The organism is Acidobacteriota bacterium (assembly GCA_034211275.1).
GTDB lineage: Bacteria > Acidobacteriota > Thermoanaerobaculia > Multivoradales > JAHZIX01 > JAGQSE01.
Window position 1 is genome coordinate 11,310 of the sequence record JAXHTF010000063.1, and the last position, 19,587, is coordinate 30,896.

Genomic DNA, 19,587 nt, shown 5'->3' on the forward strand with positions numbered 1-19,587 from the left:
GACTGTCCAGGATCTCCTGTAGGTTCTTCTTACTGAAACAGGAGTTAGTTGTTTAATTGGCATAAAGATAAACCTTCGTATAGAATTTATGGCTGAGCCACTTGTGCGATGGTCGACATCTAGGGTCCATATTTCTCGTCGGTCTTCTTGGAGCCAGCGCATCCAGCGCTAAGACCGGCTTTCCTTGGAATAGTCGGGAAAGGTTGGGCCTTTTGCAGGGCCGATTCCCGACCCTACAACCATGTTGTCGGGCCTGAGATTTAGGTAGCGCCGCTTTTGCTTTTCCATCAACAACGTTCGCGTAGGGATTGATCGTGCCGATATCGGTACCGCAGCCCTGGAACTTGAGGGACCTCCTCGAAGGCCAGGCTGGGGATCCCGTGGTCCGTCGGCGGGCCTTCCACTTCCACTCCGGCAGTGATCTGTCGGTGGTCGAGACCCTGACCTATGAGGGGCTGGCCGACCGCAGCAGGAGCTGGGGGGCTTCGCTTCAAGCCCTGGGGGCCGTCGGAGAGCGTTGCATGTTGCTCTTTCCCCCGGGCACGGACTACATCGCCGCTTTCTTCGCCTGCATTTACGCCGGCGTGGTGGCCGTCCCCACCTATCCTCCTTCCCGTCGCAATATCGCAGGCCGGTTCCGGGCGGTGCTCCAAGATTCAGAGCCCCGGGTGCTCCTATGCACGCCGAAGATCGCCGACCGCATCCAGTCGCTGGCCGGTGACTGGCCGGAGCTGCGGGGAAAGATCCTGGTCACGCCCCAGGAGCTCGACGCTGGGACCGCGGGCGAGTGGGTTCCTCAGCGTCTCACCGTGGACAGCCTCGCCTTCCTCCAATACACCTCCGGCTCCACTGGTTCTCCCAAGGGTGTGCGCATCACCCACGGCAATTTGCTGCACAACCAGCGCCTGATTCAGGCCGGCTTCGCCACCGACGGGGACTCGGTGGTGGTCGGATGGCTGCCGCTCTACCACGATATGGGGCTCATCGGCATCGTGCTCCAGCCCCTTTTCGTCGGAGCCCCCTGCCACCTGATGTCACCGCTGGCCTTCCTGCAGCGCCCATTGAGCTGGCTGGAGCTCATCGGGCAGGTTCGGGGCACGGTCAGCGGCGGGCCGAGCTTCGCTTACGGATTGTGCGTCGACAAAGCCGGGGCCGGGGTGCCGGAAGATCTGGATTTGAGCTCCTGGGAAGTGGCTTTCAACGGCTCCGAGCCGGTCGACGCCGGGACGCTGGAGCGCTTCGCTGCAACCTTCGCCCCCCACGGTTTCCGTCCCGAAGCCGCCTATCCCTGCTATGGCCTCGCCGAGGCGACTCTCTTTGTTTCCGGTGGGGCGGTAGCCCGACCGCCGGAGATCGAGCGGTTTGATCGCCAAGACCTCGCCGCGGGGATCGCCGGCCCCGCCCCGTCCGGCGGCCGCCCGCTGGTGAGCAGCGGTCGCCCGGCGGCGGATCTACGGCTTGAAGTGGTGGATCCGAAGACGCGGCGGCGGGTTACCGACGGCCGCATCGGAGAGATCTGGCTGGCCGGCGACAGCGTGGCGGACGGTTATTGGCAACGCAGGCAAGAGTCCCAACGGATCTTCGGAGCCCGCCTGGAAGGAACCGAGGCCGGCGAGGATGCCGAGGGCTGGCTGCGGACCGGGGATCTAGGATTTCGCCGGCGGGGGGAGCTCTTCATCAGCGGTCGGCTCAAGGACCTGATCATCCTCCGGGGCCGCAACATCTATCCCCAGGACGTCGAGAGGGTGGCGGGGGAGAGTCATCCGGCGCTCCTCGCCGACGGTGCGGCGGCCTTCTCCGTCGAAGGCCCCGGCGGAGAAGAGCTGGTGGTGGTCCAGGAGATCGACCGCCGGCGCCATGGCGAAGCGCCGGAAGCCCTGGAGGAGCTGCGCCGGGCGCTGGCGGAGCGCGAGGGATTGGTGGCGGAGGAGGTGGTGTTGATCCGCCAGCGGACGTTGCCCCGAACCTCCAGTGGCAAGGTCCGGCGCCGCGCCTGTCGGGCCGCCTTCGAGGCCGGAGAGCTGGAGGTGGTGGCGGCGCGGAAGGGCAGGCCCGAGGAGACGCGGCCCGAGGCCTCCTGGACGGTGGGCGCGGCGGAGGAGGGCTTCGAGGACCGCCTGAGGTTCCTGGTTGCTCGCCGGCTGGGCCGGGCGGCGGAGACGCTGGACGAGGAGCGCGACCTGATGGCCTCGGGGCTCGACTCCCTGGGGGCCATGGAGCTGACCCACGACATCGAGGGGGAGCTCGGCGCCATCATCGCCCTCGAGGAGCTGTTCGAAGGGATCTCCCTGGGCGCCCTGCGGGAGCTCGTGGCGAAGGCTGGGGCGGAGCGCTCGGCCTCCGCCGCTCCCGGCGAGAGCCCCGGCCCCAAGACCGTTGAGCTGCCTGGCGAGGTGTCGAGTGAGCGGACCGAGGAGGCCTCGGTGGGGCAGGAGTCGATCTACTTTCTCGAACAGCTCCGCCCATCCGCGGCCCGCTACAACGTCGCCCGCGCCCTGCGGCTGCGGGCCGGCCTGGGCAGCGGAAAAAACGACAGTCCGGCGGACCGTTTGGCCGCCGCCTTGGGCCGCGTAGCACAGCGCCACGACGAGCTGGGCCAGAGCTTCGCGCTCGACGCAGACGGGCGGCTGAGACGCCGGCGGCGGGACGGCTCCCGTCTGGCGGTGATCGAGCACGCGATGGGCCAGGAGTCCGAGACGGATCTTGGGGCGGCGCTGGCCGAGGCGGCGCTGAGACCCTTCGACCTGGCTCACGATCCGCTCATGCGTCTGGACATCTTCCGCGGCGGCGGTGAAGACGTCGTCGTGTGGTCCGCCCACCATCTGGTGGTGGACTTTCTTTCCCTGGCGACGCTGGTCCGTCAGCTGGCGGACGAGATGTCCAAGGAAATACCCGAGGAGGCCGAGGCGCCAGCCGTCGTCCGGCCCTCCTACGACGCCTGGATTCGTTGGCAGACGGCCTGGCTGAAGGGAGAGCGGGGAGATCGCCTGCGGGAATTCTGGCGGCGTGAGCTGAAGGCTCTGCCGTCGCCCCCGGCCCTGCCGGTGGACCGCCCGCCTCCCGCACGGCGCTCCTGGCGAGCGGGCATCGCACACACCGTTGTGCCCCCCGAGGCATGGTCCCGAGCTCGCGGGGTGGCGGGACGGCAAGGGGCGACCCCCTTCGTTTTGCTCTTCGCGGCGCTTCAGATCCTGGTCGCCCGGTTGAGCGGAGAGCGAGATTTTCTGCTGGTGACTCCGGTGGCGACGCCGGGGCCCCTGCCGGTGGACGAGCCCGTGGGCTATCGCGTCAACCTGCTGCCCTTGCGCTCCGTCCTCGAAGGCCGTGGGGGACTCGAAGAGTTGTTGGGGCGCAGCCGTCGGCGGGTCTCTGACGCCCTCCGGCACCGGGATCTGCCCTTCGCTCACATCGTGGAGCAGGCCCGCAGCCCTTCGCCCAGCGACCCGGTGGCCAGCGACCCGGTGGCCAGCGACCCCGTGGACGGCGAGGCCGCTGGCCTTGGCCGGATGATGCTGGTGTTCTACGGCGAGTCCTCCCATGCGCCGGCGGGCTTGTCAGAGCTCGCCGCCGGCGTGCCGGGAGCGGCTGTGAACCTCGGTGGCTATCGGTTGGAGGCCGTCGAGCTGGAGCGGCGTCCGGCGCTTTTCGATCTCCAGCTGCACGCGGCGGAGCGGGCCGACGGCAGCTGCTTTCTGGGCCTCGAAGCGGATCGTGACCTCTTCGACGTTGCAACCGGGGAGCGGCTGCTGGGCTACCTCCGGCGGCTGTTGGAGGAAGGGGCGGAGGCTCCGGAGAGGCCGGTGGAGGCTCTGGCGCTGATGGATCGCCGGGAGCGCCAAGCGGTGCTGGCGGCGGGGACCGCCCCTCGGCTGCCCGCAAAACCCTGGCAGGATTTGCTGGCGAGGATCGCGGGGCAAATGCGGCGCACTCCCCACGCGCCGGCCTTGGCGCTGGCGACGGACGGAGCACAGGATGGGGAGAGCCGAGAGCTGAGCTATGCCGAGCTGGGGCTGTGGGCCCTGGCGGTGCAGCGGCGCCTGCTCGACCAGGGTCTCGAAGCCGATGAGGGCGTGGCGGTTTGTCTCCGGCGGGGGCCGGAGCTGGTGGCGACCCTGCTGGGAATTCTCGCCGCCGGCGGTTTCTACATCCCCATGGATCCCGGCCATCCGCCGGCGCGGCTGGACGCAATGCTCGAGAGCTGCTGCGCCCGCTTCGTGGTCAGCGATCTCGAGCTCGCTTGCCGCTGGTCCGGGGCCGAAGCGGTGACGGTGCTCGCACCGCCGCCGCGGCCGGCGGCGGAGGCCGGGACCTCGCCGGCGCCGGCCTCGATGGCAGCGTTGCTCTCCCGCCGGCCTTTTCCCGACCAGCTCGCCTACGCGATGTTCACCTCGGGCTCCACCGGCCGGCCGAAGGCGGTGGGAATTCGCCACGGCGGGGTGGCGGCGCTGCTCGATTGGGCGGTCACGGTCTTTTCTCCGGAGGATCTGAGGCGCACGCTGGCGGCCACGCCGGTGACCTTCGACCTCTCGGTCTTCGAGCTCTTCCTGCCGCTGTCCGTCGGTGGCACGGTAGTGCTGGCGGAGAATGTGCTCGCCCTCCCCCGTACCGACTTGACGCTGGTCAACACCGTGCCTTCGGCTCTCGAGGCGCTGCTCGAAAGGGGCCTGCTGCCGGATTCGGTGCGGACGGTGAACCTCGCCGGGGAAGCGCTGCCGGAAGCTCTGGCGCAGCGCCTGTTGGAACCATCCGTCGACGCCGCGGCGGCCAAGCTCCGGCTGTTCAATCTCTACGGCCCGTCGGAGGACACCACCTACTCGACCTTCGCCGAGATCACCTCGGGGGACTCCGGGGCACCGCCCATCGGCCGGGCTGTGGCCGGGACCCGGGCCGTCGTGATGAGCCGCGGTGCGCGGCTCCAGCCCTGCGGGCTAGCCGGCGAGCTGTGGTTGGGAGGGGCGGGATTGGCGCGGGGCTATCTGGGCGAGCCGGGCCGAACCGCCCGTTCCTTCGTACCGGACCCTTACCCCGCGGAGCCCGGCGCCCGGATGTACCGGACCGGAGACCTGGTGGTTCAGGATGCGGACGGCGTCCTACGCTTCCTCGGACGCATCGATCACCAGGTCAAGGTGCGCGGATTCCGAGTCGAGCTGGGGGAGATCGAGGCGGCGCTGGTTTCCTATCCCGGGGTGCGGGAGGCGGCAGTGGTGGGCAGCAGCGGTCCCGGAGGCTCCCAGCGGCTGGTCGCCTACGTCGTGGGGCCGGCCGCCGCCGAGTCCCGGGAGCTGGCGGAGCACCTGCGGGCGGTACTGCCCGAGTACATGATCCCGGCCGTCTGGATGAGCCTCGAGGACCTGCCTCGGAACGCCCACGGCAAGCTCCACCGCGCCGCACTGCCGCAGCCGGCGGCCCCGGGGGATGCCGCGAAAGAAGACCGGGCGATCCCGGGAGGTGATTACGAGGCGCTGGTGGTGAGCCTGTTCGAAGCCGTCCTGGAGGCCGAGGAGATCGGCGCGGACGAGAGCTTCTTCGATCTCGGCGGCCACTCTCTGCTGGCGTCCCGGCTGGTCGCCCGGCTGCGCAACGCCTGCGAGGTCGAGCTGGCACTATCGGAGATTTTCGATCATCCGACTCCCCGAGCGCTGGCACGGCTGGTGGCGGAGCGGCGCGGGACCTCGGCCCCGGCGGCTCCGGATCTGCCGGCCCTCGCCGATCCCTCACCGTTGGCCCCGGGGCAGGAGCGTATGTGGCTCCATCAGCAGCTCGATCCCGCTTCGCCGGTGTACAACCTGGCGGGTTGTTTAGAGCTCGAAGGGCACTTCGAGCCGCGGCATCTGATGCGGGCCTTGAACGCCTTGGAGCGACGCCACCGGATTCTTCGAGCCCGCTTCGTGGAGAGCGCTGGAAAACCTTTGCAGCACACCGCTCCCACCCGCCGCCGGCCGCTCCCGGTGGCCGATCTCTCGGGGCTGGAAGAGGCTCCCAGGGCGGCGGCGGAGCTGGCCCGGCGCCTCGCCCGGAAGGGATTCGCCCTCGCCGTGGAGGCACCGTTTCGGCGCGCTTTGATCCGCCTCGGCGCCGGGCGCCATCAGCTCCTCCTGGTGCTCCACCACCTGGTGGCGGACGGCGAATCGCTGCGGCTGTTGCTCCGCGAGCTGGAGCAGATGCTGGCCGGCGAGCAGCTCGCCCCGGCGCCGGTGCACTTTCAGCAGGTCGCCCGGTGGCGGCGTTCGCTTTCCGCGGCGGAATCCGGGGAAGCGATGGAGAGCCGGGAGCTGGAGCTGCCCTGGGATGCCCCGGGCGGAGAGCTGGGAGAGCTCGAAGGCGCGCGGGTGGAGGATTGGCTGCCGGCTTCGGCGGCGGATGCCCTACGCGGCCTGGCCCGGCGCCGGGGGGTGTCTTTGTTCATGGCCGTGACGGCGGTGTTCGCCGAGCTCCTGGCCCGCCTCGGCGGCTCGCGCCGGATGCTGCTGGGAGCGCCCGTGTCCTGGCGGTCCTCAGAATGGTTGGAGCGGGTGGTGGGGCCGCTGGTGGAAGTGGCGCCGCTGGAGCTTCGCTGGGAGGCCGGAACGTCCGCCGGCGATTTGCTGGCGCGAGTGCGGCGAGAGGTTCTGCGGGCCGTCGACGACCAGCGCCGGGGGCTGAGCTCCGCGGCTCGGGCTCCTGAGGTGGTGGTGGCGGTGGAGCCCGCCTGGCCGAGCTTGCGCCTCGGCGAGGCGACGGCCCGTTGCCGGGCGATTCCTACCCACACGGCGAAATTCGCCCTGTCCTTGAACGCCGAGGAGCGGCGGGACGGTAGCCTGCACCTATCCCTCGAATTCCCACGGCAACGGCTGGCGGCCACCACTGCGGCCCGTTGGCTGCGCAGCTGGCGGGACCTGGCGCAGGCCCTGGCGGAGGCCGATGCCCGGGACCCGGCGATGGCCCATCTGCCGGTCCTGTCGCCGGCGGAGAGGCATCAGCTGCTGGTGGAGTGGAACGATATCGCCACCGCCGCGGCGTCTTCCGCCGTCGAGGCGATCTTCCGCTGGTCGGAGCGGGCTCCGTCCCGGGCCGCGTTGAAGGAGGGCGGTTTCGAGCTGACCTACGGCGAGCTGGGCGAGCGGGCCGCGCGTCTCGCTCATCTGCTGGTCGCAGAAGGGCTCGGGCCGGAGTCGGTGGTGGCGGTGCTGATGCCGTCGTCCGCCGATCGGGTGGTTGCCCAGCTGGCGGTGCTGGCTTCGGGGGCCGCGTATTTGCCCCTCGATCCCAACCAGCCCATGGAGCGACTGGCCTGGATGGTCGACGACAGCGGCGCTCGCCGGGTGCTCACCGATCCGACCCTGAGGGAGCGGTGGCGGAGCGAAGGGGGCGAGGGGCTCTCGGCCGCGGTTCTGCTCGACCCCAAGGAGCACCGGCCCCGGCTGGCCGCGTTGCCGGCGACGCCCCCGGCGGTGAGAACCCGTCAGGACCAGCTCGCTTACGTCGTCTACACCTCCGGTTCCACCGGCCGCCCCAAGGGGGTGGCCATCAGCCGCCGGGGCCTGGACCATCTGGTGGCCTGGCACGGGCGCCGCTACGGGCTCGAACGAAGGTCCACCCAGCTGGCCGGATTGGGCTTCGATGCGGCGGTTTGGGAGGTCTGGCCCTGCCTGGCCGGAGGCGGCCGCCTGAGCCTGGTGGACGAGGAGACGCGCAAGGATCCCCGAGCTCTAAGCCGATTCCTCCGCGAGCATCGAATCCAGACCTGCTTCCTGCCCACCCCCGTGGCGGAGGCGGTGTTGGCCCAGGACGCCGATCTCGGTTCGGAGCTCGAAGCCCTGCTCACCGGTGGGGACCGGCTGCGCGCCACGCCGCCGGCGGGACTGTCTTTCGCTGTGATCAATCACTATGGCCCCAGCGAGTGCTCGGTGGTCACCACCGCCGGCCGGGTGGACGCGGGGCAGCCCGGGCCGCCCTCCATCGGTCGCCCTATCGACGATCTGCGGGTCTTCGTGGCCGGCCCCGAGGGGGAACCGGCGCCTCTGGGGGCAGCCGGTGAGCTGTTGGTCGGCGGCGCCGGGTTGGCGCGCGGGTATTTGGGGCGCCCGAGATCGACCGCCGAGCGTTTCGTGCCCGATCCCTGGAGCGGTCTGGCCGGGGAACGGCTGTATCGCAGCGGTGATCGCGTCCGCCTGCGCGGTGACGGGACCGTTGACTTCCTGGGCCGGCTGGACCGGCAGCTGGAGGTGCGCGGGCATCGCATCGAGCCCGGAGAGGTGGAGGTCCAGCTACGCGCTCTCACCGGTATCGAGGACGTGCTGGTGGCGGGCGTCGAGGGCCGGCTGGTCGCCTATTGGCGTCTCGAGGCGGGAGCTCCGGAGCCGGACTCGGACGGAGTGCGGGGGGCTTTGCGCCGGGTGCTGCCGGCCTACATGGTGCCGGCCTTCTTTGCCGCCGTGGAGCGCTGGCCCCTCACCGCCAACGGCAAGATCGACCTGGCGGCCCTGCCCCTGCCCCGGCTCTCGGAGCGGAGCGGGTTCGTCGCTCCCCGGACCGAGATCGAGATGCTGGTGGCGGAGATCTGGAGCCAGGCCTTGGGAGTCGAGCCCATCGGTGTGGAGACGCCCTTCTTCGACCTCGGGGGCCACTCCCTGCAGCTGACCCAGATGCTGTCGCAGGTGGCGGAGCTCTTGGGGGCGGACGTGGCGGTGAGCGATTTCCTCGAACGGCCCACGGTTGCCGGATTGACCGAGCAGATCGCCCGCAGGCTGTTCGAGCAAGCCGATGGGGAGACCGCTTCCGCGGCGCTCTCCGCCGCGATGGTCGCTACCGGGGTAGGTGAGCCGTGAGCTCCGGCACCAGCAAATTGGAAGGCCTGTCCCCGGAGCAGCTGGCGCAGCTGATCAAGCGGTTACGGCCGGCCTCCGGAGCCACTTCGGGAGCCGGCGAAGCCGCTCCCCGCGCCGCCGAGGCGATCCCCCGGCTGCCGCGGGACGGCCGGGACTTCGTGCTCTCGACGGCTCAAGAGCGGCTGTGGTTCCTGCACCGACTGGATCGCGACGACACCGCCTACACTCTTTGCGCTGCGGCGCGGCTCCGGGGGCGGCTGCGGCCGGCGGCCCTGGCGCGGTCCCTGCGCCGGGTGAGGGAGCGCCACGAAATCCTGCGCACGGTCTTCGTCGATGGGGAGGATGGGCCGCGCCAGGCGGTGGTGGAAGGCGCCCGGCAAGATCCGCCGGTGGTGGATTTGACAGCTCTCGGCGCCGGCCCGGCGCGAGATCGCGCCGGCGAGCTGGCCCGGCGTCTGGCCGGGCAACCCTTCGACCTGGCCGCCGATGCGCTCCTCAGACCGCTGCTGCTGCGTCTGGGCCACCACGAGCATTGGCTGGTCCTGGAGCTGCACCACATCGTCTGCGACGCCTGGTCCATGGGTTTATTGGTCCGCGAGCTCGGGCAGCTCTACGCCGCCGAGGAAGGAGCTTCCGGCGGTCTGCCGCAGCTGCCCGTGCAATATGCCGACTACGCCGCCTGGGAGCGCTCCCGGCTCGAGACTCCGGCGATCCGCCAACAGCTAGACGAGTGGTGCGCCGAGCTGGAGGGAGCGCCGGTGGTGGAGCTCGCCGGGGATCGGCCGCGGCCGGTCCTGCGCAGCAGCCGCGGCCATCGGGCGCCGATCCGAGTTCCGGCGGCTCAGCTGAACGCTTTGCGGCAGCTGACGGAGGAGGCGGGCACCAGCCTCTTCGTCGCCCTCGCCGCCGCGGTGGCGCTGCTGCTGGAGGCCCACGGCGCCGGCCGCGACCTGGTGATCGGCACCCCCGTGGCCAACCGGCGCCGCAGCGAGGTGGCGGGGCTCGTCGGCTTCTTCGTCAATACCCTGCCGTTGCGGCTGCGGGTGCGTCCGGCAGCGAGCTTTCGGGACCATCTGCAAGCGGTGGGCAAGACCGCGGGGTGGGCCTTGGACCGGCAGGAGGTTCCGTTTGAGCAGATGGTCGAAAGGCTGGTGCCCCGCCGCGGTCTGTCCCACCCTCCTCTGGTGCAGGTCCTGCTGGCTTTGGACGAGGCTCCCGCGGAGATGGCCCTGCCGGGCCTCGGCATCGAGGTCGACGACGTGCCCAACGGCACGGCCAAGCTCGATCTGCTGTTGCAGCTGCGGCGGGAGCCGGACGGCGGCCTCGGCGGCTGGCTCGAGGCGAGCGCGGATCTCTTCGACGGCACCACCGCCCAGCGGCTGGCGCGGCGCTGGGAGGGGTTGATTCGGCGGGCGATGGAAGCTTCCCCCGGCGCCGTCGGCCGTTGGTCCAAGCTCGCCGTGTCGGAACGTCATTGCCTGCTCTACGAGTGGAGCGGACGGGCCGCGGAGGGCGCTTCCGGGACTCTCTTTGACGGATTTCTCCAGGCGGCGCGTCGGCACCCCGAAGCGGTGGCGGTGATCGGCCGGGAGACGCGGTTCACCTACGGCGAGCTCGAGGCGCGGAGCCGGGAGCTGGCTCTCCGGCTGAGGCAGCTCGGAGCGGGGGCGGAGACCTTGGTGGCGGTGCGCATGGAGCGAACTCCCGCGATGGTCGCTGCTCTGCTGGCGGTGCTGCGCAGCGGTGCCGCCTATGTGCCCGTGGATCCTGCCTATCCGCCGGAGCGCCAGCGGTTTTTGATCGAGGACAGCGGAGCGGCTTGGGTGTTCACGGATCTGCCGGAGAATCCGCGCTTCGACGCCGCCGAGGGCGGCTCCACCGGTCTCCGACGGTTGGTGCTCGACGCCCAGGGGAGGCTCGTCTCGGAGCCGGCGCCGGGGCGGGCCGCGGCCGTCTCGTCACCCGAGCCGCCGCCAGTCCCGCCGCCAGTCTTGCCGCCAGCTCGGCCCGAGAATCTGGCCTACCTGATCTACACCTCCGGCTCCACCGGCCGGCCCAAGGCGGTGGCCATCGAGCACCGTCAGGCCGCGGCGCTGCTGGCCTGGGCGGCGCGGGCTTACACCGCCGAGGAGCTGGCGGTGGTCGCCGCCACCACGTCCCTGAGCTTCGATCTTTCGATCTTCGAGCTCTTCGCCCCCCTCCAGGCCGGCGGCACGGTGTTGGTGCTGCGGGACGCTCTGGAGCTGGCGCAGCTTGGGCAGGACCACGGCGCCTTCAATTCCGTCGCCGGACCGACGCTGGTCAACACCGTTCCTTCGGCGCTGGCGGAGCTGGTGCAGCAGGATTTTCGCTGCCCCGATCTGCGCACCGTGAACCTGGCCGGGGAGCCGCTGAGGGGAGCGCTGGTGGATCGCGTCTACCGGCTCGGCGGGGTCGATCGGGTGTGCAACCTATACGGCCCGTCGGAGGATACGACCTACTCCACGTGGTCGGTGGTGTCCCGGCGCGGCGGCGAGCGGGGTACCGCCGGCGAGCCCACCATCGGCCGGCCGGTGGACGGCGGTCGGGCCTACGTGGTGGATGGGGCCTTGCAGCTCCTGCCCCTCGGCGTTCCGGGGGAGATCGTGCTCGCCGGAGCGGGCTTGGCGCGAGGCTATTTCCGTCGCCCCCGAGCCACCGCCGAAGGGTTTGTGCCCGATCCCGCCGGCGACGGCGGCCGGCTCTACCGCACCGGGGACCTCGGCCGCTTCCTCGCCGACGGCCGCCTGGAGTATCTGGGGCGGCGAGACCAGCAGATCAAGCTCCGCGGCTTCCGCATCGAGCTGGGGGAGATCGAGGTCGCCCTCGGCGCTCTGCCGCAGGTGGCGGAGGCGGCGGTGGTGGCGGTGGGGGAGCTCGCCCAGCGCCGGCTAGTGGCCTTCGTCAGCGGCGCTCGGGGAGTCTCCTGGACGCCGGAGGCGCTGTCGGCGGAGCTGCGCGCTCGGCTGCCGGAGCCGCTGGTGCCCTCGGAGCTCCGGTCGCTGGACGCCCTGCCCCTGACCGCCAACGGCAAGATCGACCGGCGCGAGCTTCGGCGCCTGGCCTCGGAGGACATCGGCCGGGACGAAGCCGGCTCCCCCTACCGCGCTCCCCGCAGCCCGCTGGAGGGAGTGCTGGTGACTCTCTACCAGGAGCTGTTGGAGCGGCCGAAGGTGGGCATCGACGATTCCTTCTTCGCTCTCGGCGGTCAGTCGTTGCTGGCGGCGCGCCTGGCCTCGCGGCTGGCCCAGGCCTTGGAACGCGAGGTTCCCGTGCCGTGGATCTTCGAAGCCCCGACTGTGGCCCAGCTGGCGGAGCGCATCGACGGCGAAGGCCGCCGCCGGCTGCCGGAGCTGCGGCCCGGGGCGCGGCCTCCAAGGCTGCCGCTGTCGCCGGCTCAGGAACGCCTGTGGTTCCTCGACCGGCTGCAGCCGGGGCAGGCGGTGTACCACTTGCCCATGGCGCTGGACCTCGACGGCGATCTCGATCCGGGGGCTTTGGAGCAGGCCCTGCTCGAGGTGATGGACCGCCACGAGGCCCTGCGCACCTTCTTCCTCGAAGCAGCGGACGGCGCCCCGGAGCAGCGGGTGATGCCGGTGCCGGAGCGCTGCTTGACGGTCGTGGACCTACGGGGCACCTCGGACCGGCCGCCGGCCTGGTGGCGGGTCTTGGAGACGCGGTGGGCTCGGCGGCCGTTCGAGCTCTCCCGCGATCTGCCGTTGCGAGCGGTCCTGCTGCACCGCGCCGAGAGCTCCTACTCGCTGTGCCTGGTGGCGCACCACATTGCCGTCGACGGGGGCGCTTTAGCCGTTCTCTTCGACGAGCTGGCGGAGGTCTACGGAGCGTTGGTGCACCAGCGCCCCGCGCTGCTGCCGGAGGTTCCGCTACAGGTGGCGGATCACGCTCTATGGCAGCGGATGATCCTCGACGACGAGATGCTTGGCGCGCTGTTGGAAAACGCCAAGGAGCGACTGGCGGGGGCTCCGGCGGCCCTCGATCTGCCCTTCGACGGGCCACCGCCGGCGATTTCCGGCCACCGCGGAGAAACCCTTCCGGTGCCTCTGCCACCGGCGACCGGGGAGCGGTTGCGATCCCTCGCCCGCGAGTGCCGGGCCACTCCCTTCGCCGTGCTCGCCGCCGTGCTCGAGACCGCTCTGTGGCGTTGGACCGGGCAGACGGATCTGGTCTTCGGCACGCCGGTGGCGCAACGGGAGAGGCCGGAGCTCCAGCGGGCCGTCGGTTTGTACGTCAACACCTTGGTCCTGCGCACCGGGGTGCGTCCCGGTGCTGCGCTTCGGGAGCAGGTCGCCGCCGCCGGCCGATCCTTCCTCGCGGCTTACGCCGGCCGCGATCTGCCCTTCGAAGAGCTGGTGCGGGAGCTGGGAGACCGCTGGGACCTGGGCAGCTCGCCGATTTTCCAGGTCCTGTTGGTGCTGCAGCAGGAGATCCCCCGTCCTCGTTTCGCCGGGCTGCGGGCCAGCCTTCGCCCCCTCGACACCGGAGCGGCGCGATTCGATCTGACGCTGGCGGCGGCGTTTCGGGATGACGCGCTGGAGATGACTCTGGAGTTGTCCGCGGATCGCTTCGAGGCGACCACTCGGCGGCGGCTGGCGGGGCAGCTGGGGTGCTTGCTGCAGGCCGCTCTGGAAGCTCCTGACGCCAGCTTGGAAGCGCTCAGCCCGCTGACCGCGGCGCAGCGGCACCAGCTCCTGGTGGAATGGCAGCATCGGCCGGAGCTCACCGCCGGCGCATCGGAGACGGATCTTTGGAGCGCCTTCGCTGCCCGGGCCGTGATGCGGCCTGAGGCCACGGCGGTGCGGTGGCGGGGCGAGAACTGGTCCTATGGCCGGCTGGCGGCCCTTGCGACGGGGTGGAGCCTGGAGCTGCGCGCTCTCGGCGTGGGGCCGGAGGAGGTGGTGGCGGTGGCAGCCCGGCGGACGCCGCAAACCCTCGCGGCGCTCCTCGGCGTCCTGCGGGCGGGCGCGGTCTACCTGCCTCTCGATCCCGAATATCCGCCGGCGCGGCTGCAAACCATGCTCGAGGACAGCGGGGCCCGAGGGGCGATCTGCGACGCTCACCTGGAGCCGGTGTGCCGCGCCGCCGGGGTCGCCACCGTCTCCCTGGACACGGTCGCCGCACCGGAGCCGGTGAGTCCGGAAAGCCCCCTCCCGGACGCCGATGCGCCGGCCATCGATCCGCGCCAGCTGGCGTATCTGATCTACACCTCGGGCTCCACGGGGCGCCCCAAGGCGGTGGCCATCGAGCACCGCAGCGCCCTGGCGCTGGTGCGCTGGTCGCGGCAGGCCTTCGCCGACGAGGAGTTGGCGGGAGTCCTGGCGGTCACCTCTTTGTGCTTCGACCTCTCGGTCTTCGAGGTCTTCGTCACCCTCTGCCGCGGCGGCACGGTGGTCCTGGTGGACAACGCTCTGGCGTTGGCGGAGCTGGGGACGGAGACCCGGGTGACGCTGGTCAATACGGTGCCTTCCGCCCTCGCGGCGGTGCTCGCGCTGGGGCGGCTCCCCGATTCCATCGGGACCGTCAACCTCGCCGGCGAGCCGCTGCGGCGGGATCTGGTGCGGTCGCTGCAGGCCGCCTCGGCGGTGCGGCGGGTGTGGAATCTCTATGGTCCGTCGGAGGACACGACCTACTCGACGGCGGCGCCGGTGCCTTTGGCGGATGACCGCGAGCCCACCATCGGCCGCGCCATCGGCGGAACCCAGGCGCGGGTGCTGCACGCGGCCCGGCGCCCGGCGCCGGTGGGGGTGGTGGGGGAGCTATGTCTCTCCGGCGACGGGTTGGCCCGGGGTTACCTCGGCCGGCCCGGCCGTACCGCCGAGAGCTTCGTGCCGGACCCCTTCTCCCCGCGGCCGGGAGGGCGGCTGTATCGCACCGGGGATCTGGCGCGCTGGGGCGTGGACGGTGAGCTGCACTTCCTCGGCCGCCGCGACCACCAGGTCAAGCTGCGGGGTTTCCGCGTCGAGCTGACGGAGATCGAGGCAGCCCTCAGCCGGATGCCGGAGGTCGAGGAAGCGGCGGTGCTGGCTCGCCCCGGTCTCGGCGAGGAAGCCCAGCTGGTGGCCTATGTCGGCTGTTCCCGGGCTTCGGTGGAGGCGGGCGATCTGGGCCGTCGGCTGGCGAGCCAGCTGCCGCCGGCGTTGGTGCCCGCTCATTTCGTGGTTTTGGAACGGCTGCCCCACACCCCCAACGGCAAGATTGACCGGGGGGCTCTGCCGGCGCCGGATCTCGCTACCGGCAGCAGCGCCGGCGAAGGGCCGCGGACGGCGGAGGAAGAGATCCTCGTCGGGCTCTTCGAACAGGCCCTCGACCGCTCCCCCATTGCTCCCGAGGACGACTTCTTCGCCCTGGGAGGCCATTCCCTGCTGGCCGTCCGGCTGCTCGCCCGGATTCGCGAGGTCTTCGGGGTGACGCTGCCGGTGCGCACCGTCTTCGAGCATCCGACGGTGCGGGGCGTCGCGGCACGGCTCGGCGAGGCGCGGCGGGAGCCGGCGGAGCAAACGCCCTTGGCCGGCAGCACGGCGTCCAACCCGGCGCCCAATCCGGCACCGGCGTCCTGGATTCAGCAGCGGCTGTGGTTCCTGGAGAGCCTGGGGGCGGAGCCCGGTGCCTACGCCATGCCCCTGGCTCTCGACCTCGACGGCGAGCTCGACGCTGCGGCCCTCGAGGCGGCGCTGGCCCGGGTGGTCCGGCGTCACGAGATTCTCCGCACCGTGCTGAGCAGCCGCGACGGCGTGCCCCAGCAGCTGGTCCTGGAACGGGTTCCGGTGCGCCTTCCCCGGGTCGATCTCGGTGCCTTGGCGTCGATGGACCGAGGGGCGCTTTTGGAGCAGCTCCTTCGGCGCCTGGTCCACGCTCGCTTCGATCTCGCCACCGGCCCCCTCTTCCGGATGCTCCTGGTGCGCACCGGGGCGCGGCGGCATCGCCTGTTGCTGGCGGCTCATCACGCGGTCTTCGACGGTTGGTCCGGCAGCATCTTGTTGCGCGAGGTGGGCGCCGGGTATCGGGCCGAGCTCGCGGTGGTGGAGGAGGCTGCCCTCGAGGCCTCCAGCGAAACGAGAGCCGAGCCGGGGCTCACGCCGCTGCCTTTGCAGTATGCGGATTTTGCGCTGTGGCAGCGGCGGCAGGAGGCGCGCCACCGCCAGGGCCTGGACTTTTATCGCCGTCAGCTCGCCGGGGCCCCGCCGGTGCTGGATCTGCCGGTGGATCGCCTGCGCGCCGGCAGCGAGCGCCCCGCCGGCGGGTTGGAGAGCCTGCGTCTGGAAGCCGAGCCCAGCGCCCGGCTGCTCAGCCTATGCCGCGAGCGGGCGGTGACGCCGTTCCTGCTGCTCACCACCGCCTGGGCGGTCGTTCTGTCGCGCTGGAGCGGGCAGCCCGACGTGGTTCTGGGAGCTCCGGTTTCCGTCCGCGACCATCAGGCGCTGGAAGATCTCATCGGGCCGTTCCTCAACACGTTGGTGCTGCGGGTGGAGCTGGAGGCCGGGGTGACCTTCGCGGCGCTCTTGGAAAGGGTCCGCGAGCGCTTCTTGGCCGCCTACGAATACCGCGACCTGCCGTTCGAGAAGCTCTTGGAGGAGCTCGAGGTGGAGCGCAGCCTGGAGCGCACGCCGATCTTCCAGGTGTTCGTCAATATGCTCAGCTTTCCGGCTCAGACGCTGGATCTCCCGGGGCTGACGGTGAGCTTGCCGGAGCCCCCGTCGCCGCCGCCGAAATTCGATCTGACCCTCTACGCGCGGGTGGTGGCGGAGAAGCTCGAGCTCGACCTGGTCTACGACTCGACGCGCTTCGCGGCACCGACCATGGCCGAGCTGCTGCGCCAGCTCTCCGGCGTTCTGGAACAGGCCGCCGAGCGGCCGGAGGCGCCGGTGCTGAGCCTGTCGCTGCGCACCGCCCACGCCCGGCAGCTGCTGCCCGACCCCACCGAGCCCCTGCCGCGGACATGGCGCGGGCCGGTGCACCGGCTGTTCGCAGAGTGGGCTGGGAACGCTCCGCGGCGGCCCGCGGTGATCGAGGACGGCGGCGAGAGCTGGACCTACGGCGAGCTGGCGCAGGTGGTGGAGGCCGTGGCGGCGACCCTGGCGGAGCACGGCGCCGGGCTGGGAGAACGGGTTTTGATCTACGCCCACCGCAGCGCCGCCCTGGTGGCGGCCATCGTAGGCACGCTGCGCAGCGGTGCGGCCTTCAGCATCGTCGACCCGGCCTACCCGGCGTCGCGGCTGGTGGCCGCCGCTGAGAGGGTTCAGCCCCGGGTGCTCCTGGCGCTCGAAGCGGCGGGAGCGGTGCCGTTGGAGCTCGGCCAGGCCCTGGAGCGGGCCGGCGTGGGGCAGATCGACCTCGCCCCCGGGCGCGCGGAGCTTCTCGCAACCCTCTCCCGAGGCGAGGCTGCGAAACCGGATCTGGGCCCCGATTCCCCGGCCTACGTCGGCCTCACCTCCGGCAGCACCGGCTTGCCCAAGGGAGTGCTGGGGCGTCACGGCTCCCTCACCCATTTCACGCCGTGGATGAGCCGGCGCTTCGGCCTGGGGGATCAGGATCGCTTCAGCCTGCTGGCGTCCATCGCCCACGATCCGCTGCATCGCGACGTGTTCACGCCCCTGCAATTGGGAGCGGTGCTGGAAATTCCACGGGCGGAGCGCTTTGCCGAGCCCGGCTACCTGGCCCGCTGGCTGGCCCGTCGGGAGGTCACCATCTGTCATCTGACCCCGGCGATGGTGCGGCTGTTGGCGGAGGGGGCGGAAGGCGTCGAGGCGCCTTCTTTGCGGCGCGTCTTCCTGGTGGGGGAGGCGCTGACCCGGGAGCACGTACGGCGGCTGCACGCGCTGGGGCCGGCGGTGCATTGCGTCAATCTCTATGGTTCGACGGAGACCCAGCGGGCGGTGGCTTACTTCCCGGTTTCTGAGGGGCCAGTCTCTGAGGGGCCAGTCTCTGAAGGAAAGGAAGAGCCGGGCAGCGAGGTCCTGCCCCTGGGGCGGGGGATGGAAGGCGTCCAGCTGCTGGTCGAAGCGGCCGGCGGCCAGGGACTCGCCGGCATCGGAGAGCTGGGCGAGATCTCCGTGCGCTCTCCCCATGTCGCCCTCGGCTACTTCGGGGACGACCTGCTCACCGCCGAGCGCTTTGTCATCAACGAGCACACCGGAGAGGCCGGGGATCGCGTCTACCGCACCGGCGATCTGGGGCGCTATCGGGCGGACGGCAACGTGGTCTTCGCCGGACGGCGGGACCAGCAGGTCAAGATCCGCGGTTTCCGAGTCGAGCTGGAGGAGATCGAGGCGGCCCTGGAAGCGCAGCCGGGAGTGCGCGATGCGGCGGTGGCGCTGTGGCCTCCGGAGGTGGCGGCAGGAGGGGCCGGGGAGGGGAGAGCTGCCGAGCCCCTGCTGGCGGCCTATGTGGTGCCGGCGGGGGAGGCTTTGGATTTCGGCGAGCTGCGGGCGGCGTTGGGCCGCCGCCTGCCGGAGCACATGGTGCCGGCGGTCTTCGAGCCGCTCGCCGCCCTGCCCCTGACCGCCAACCGCAAGCTCGACCGGGGCGCGCTGCCGCGGCCGGAGCGGACGGTGGAGGTGGGCCGGGAAGAGCTCCCCCAAGGCGAGATGGAGCGCCGGCTGGCGGCTCTTTGGGGCGAGGTTCTAGGGTTGGAATCGGTTCCTCGCGACACTTCTTTCTTCGCTCTTGGGGGCCACTCGCTGGGGCTGACCCGGCTCTCCGCCCGCATCACGGCGGAGCTCGGGGTGCAGGTTCCCCTGCGGGAGCTCTTCGAGCACAACACGCTGGCCGCCCAGGCGCTGCGGCTCGCCGCGGCGGGAGTCGGCTCGCCGGCCCCAGGGTCGCAAGCCCCCGAGTCGCCACCTCCGGGGCCGCCACCCTTTGGTTCGAGGGAGCAGACGGGGCCGGCGCCGCTCTCCTTCGCTCAACAGCGGCTGTGGTTTCTCGACCAGCTCAATCCGGGCTCCGCGGCGTTCAACCTGGCCTTCAGCTTCCGGCTCCGGGGAGCGCTCCGGCGGCCAGCGCTGGAAGGGGCGCTGCGGGATCTGGTGCATCGCCACGGCGCGCTGCGCACCCGCTTCTCCAATCTCCAGGGAACGCCCCACCAGGAGCTCGGCGGGGTTCCCGCGAGGCCGCTACCGGTGATCGACCTGAGCGCCCTGGGCGATGGCGCCGAAGCGGTCCAGGAGCTGCTTTCCGAGGCCGTGGCGCGCCGGCCCTTCGATCTCGAGCGGGGGCCGCTGCTGCGGGCGGTGCTGTTGCTGCGCTCCGCTACCGAGCACGTCACCGTGGTCTGTCTGCATCACATCGTCAGCGACGGATGGTCCAACGGCGTGCTGGTGCGGGAGCTGGGGGAGCTCTACCGGGCGCGGGTCGAGAATCGATCGCCGAATTTGCCGCAGCTGCCCTTCGACTACGGGGACTTTGCGGCCTGGCAGCGGTCCTGGCTGGCCGGGGAGGGGTTGGAGCGGGAGCTCGACGCCTGGCGCCGACAGCTTCGGGGATGGCCCCAAGAGCTGGAGCTGCCGGCGGACCGGCCGCGGCCGGAGGCGGCGAGCCTGCGCGGCAGGACGGAGCACTTCGAGCTGCAGGCTCCCCTCGACGGGTTGCAGGAGCTGGCCCGCGAGGCCGACACCACTCTCTTCGTGGTGTTGATGGCCGCCTTCCAGGTGCTGCTCCACCACCTGACCGGGGAGATCCGGCTGTTGGTGGGGACGGACGTGGCCAACCGGCGTCTTCAGGAGCTCGAAGGGATGGTGGGCTTCTT

2 protein-coding genes are annotated in these 19,587 nt (G+C 71.1%); both read left to right on the forward strand.

The window, feature by feature from the left end:
- Nucleotides 1-314: 314 nt before the first annotated feature.
- Nucleotides 315-8,807 carry an amino acid adenylation domain-containing protein gene (locus SX243_12020; GenBank protein ID MDY7093688.1) on the forward strand — a complete coding sequence of 2,831 codons (8,493 nt, stop codon included), beginning with the start codon at nt 315-317 and terminating at the stop codon, nt 8,805-8,807.
- A partial coding sequence (locus SX243_12025) for an amino acid adenylation domain-containing protein (GenBank protein ID MDY7093689.1) occupies nt 8,804-19,587 on the forward strand: 10,784 nt, incomplete at its 3' end. The genes SX243_12020 and SX243_12025, both read left to right, overlap by 4 nt.